This is a genomic window from Pseudorhodobacter sp., assembly GCF_030452865.1.
Lineage (GTDB): Bacteria > Pseudomonadota > Alphaproteobacteria > Rhodobacterales > Rhodobacteraceae > Pseudorhodobacter.
This window is the reverse complement of the sequence record NZ_JAKDLJ010000482.1, coordinates 1-2,438: the sequence shown is the minus strand read 5'-3', so window position 1 is coordinate 2,438 and position 2,438 is coordinate 1. Positions and strand designations below refer to the sequence as shown.

At 59.3% G+C, this 2,438-nt stretch carries 2 protein-coding genes; both read left to right on the top strand.

Translation table 11 applies throughout. The annotated features are described in order from the left end of the window. Nucleotides 1–826, top strand: an 826-nt coding sequence (locus L0H65_RS18375; protein WP_301460656.1) for an acetylornithine deacetylase/succinyl-diaminopimelate desuccinylase family protein, incomplete at its 5' end; no start/stop codon positions are given. Between the two features lie 14 nt (nt 827–840). Further along, nucleotides 841–2,316: an ABC transporter substrate-binding protein gene (locus L0H65_RS18370; RefSeq protein WP_301460655.1), complete on the top strand. Its 1,476-nt coding sequence runs from the start codon at nt 841–843 to the stop codon at nt 2,314–2,316. Nucleotides 2,317–2,438: the final 122 nt, after the last annotated feature.

Below are 2,438 nucleotides of genomic sequence, written 5' to 3'. Positions count from 1 at the left end.
CACCGCGGACGAGGAATCAGGCGGTTATGGCGGCGTCGCCTATCTGGCGGAAAGGGGATTTTTCTCACCGCAAAAGGTGCAGCATGTGATTATCCCTGAACCCTTGCAAAAGGATCGGGTCTGCCTTGGACATCGCGGCGGCTGGTGGGCAGAGATTGAAACCTTTGGCGAAATTGCCCACGGCTCCATGCCCTTCCTTGGCGATTGCGCCATTCGCCATATGGGCGCGGTGCTGGAGGTGTTTGAGCAAAAACTCTACCCCGCCATGGCGGCGCGGCGAACCGATATGCCCGTGGTGCCGGAAGGGGCGCGATCTTCCACCATGAACGTCAATTCCATCCACGGCGGCCAAGCCGAACAACCTGTGGACTCGACCGCCCTGCCCTCCCATTGTGTGCCGGACAGTTGCCGCATCGTGATCGACCGGCGTTATCTGGTGGAGGAAACTCTGGACTCGGTGCGCGATGAAGTCACCAACTTGCTTGAAGGGTTGAAGCGCGATCGGCCGCGGTTTGACTATGCCGTGAAGGAATTGAACCATGTTATCCCTTCGATGACCGACCGCGATGCGCCAGTTGCGCGCACGGTGGCTGCGGCGATTGCCGATGTTTTGGGCAAACCGGCGGAATTTGTCGCCTCCCCCGGCAGTTATGACCAGAAACATATTGACCGCATCGGCAAGTTGAAAAACTGTGTGGCCTATGGGCCGGGGCTGTTGGAGCTTGCGCATAAACCGGATGAATATGTTGGCGTTGACGATATGATGGATAGCGCGGCGGTAATGGCGCGAAGCCTTGCCGCCTTGCTGCTGCCGGAAAATACCTGAAGGGGGACGACCAGATGAAACACCTGACCGCGCTTGTACTGGCCGGGACCACCGCGCTTTTCGCGGGTGCCGCGATGGCGGAACACACTGATATCCGCGTTGCGATGCAGTTGGAGCCGCCGAACCTCGACCCGACAAGCGGTGCGGCGCAAGCGATTGATTCCGTAGTCTACTCCAACATCTTCGAAGGGTTGACCCGCTTCATGTCGGATGGGTCCGTTGTGCCGGGGCTGGCGGAAAGCTGGGACATTTCCGATGATGGGCTGACCTATACATTCCATCTGCACAAAGGCGTCACCTTCCACGATGGCACCACGATGGACGCCGAAGATGTCAAGTTCAGCCTTGACCGCGCCCGCGCGGCGGACAGCGCCAATGCCCAGAAGGCGTTGTTTGCGGGAATCGCCGATGTAACCGTGGAAGACCCCCTGACCGTGAAGCTGACGCTTTCGGAACCGAACGGCTCGATGTTGTTCAACCTTGCCTGGGGGGATGCGGTGATTGTGGCCCCTGAAAGCATTGCCGATATTGCGACAAAACCCATCGGCACCGGGGCGTTCATGTTCAGCGACTGGGTGCAGGGCGACCGCATCGACATCAAGCGCAACCCGAATTACTGGGGCAAGCCAGCCGCGATGGAAACCGCTACCTTCCGCTTCATTTCCGACCCGACGGCGGCTTTTGCCGCGATGATGGCAGAAGATGTTGACGTGTTCGTCGGCTTCCCCGCCCCCGAAAACCTGCCGCAGTTTGAGGCGGACCCACGCTTTCAGGTCTTGGTCGGCAATACCGAAGGGGAGACGATTCTGGCGATGAACAACGGCGCCGCCCCGTTCAACAACAAACTGGTGCGGGAGGCGGTCGCTCATGCGATTGACCGCAAGGCGGTTATTGACGGAGCGATGTACGGTATCGGCACCCCTATTGGCACGCATTTTGCGCCGCATAACCCCGATTATGTCGATCTTACGGCGCTTTCGAACTATGACCCGGCGAAGTCGAAGTCGCTTCTGGCCGAGGCGGGGATGCCGGACGGGTTTACCACCACGTTGAAACTGCCACCGCCGTCCTATGCCCGGCGGGGGGGGGAGATTATCGCGGCCCAGTTGCGCGCGGTTGGCATCAAGACCGAGATTGAAAATCAGGAGTGGGCGCAGTGGTTGGAGTCTACCTTCAAAGGCAAGGATTTCGGCCTGACCATCGTGAGCCATACCGAGCCGATGGATATCGGCATCTATGCCAACCCGGATTACTATTTCCAATACAACAACCCGGATTTTCAGGCTTTGATGAAGACACTGACCTCCACCACCGACCCGGCGGCGCGCTCGGCTTTGCTGAAAAAGGCGCAGACGATCATCGCGGAGGATTACGTCAACGTCTATCTGTTCGAATTGGCCGTGCCGACCGTTGCCCGCGCCGGGATTGAGGGACTGTGGAAGAACCAGCCGACCGCCGCGATTGACCTGACGGGGGTTACTTGGCCTTAACTCCATTGCGCGGCATCCGGCATCCGGGCGCCGCCATTACGCCTGAAATACGCGGAGCATGCGGGCGATGATCCGGTACACGATTGGTCGCATAACCTCGCTGTGCGTTAGCCTGATCGTTG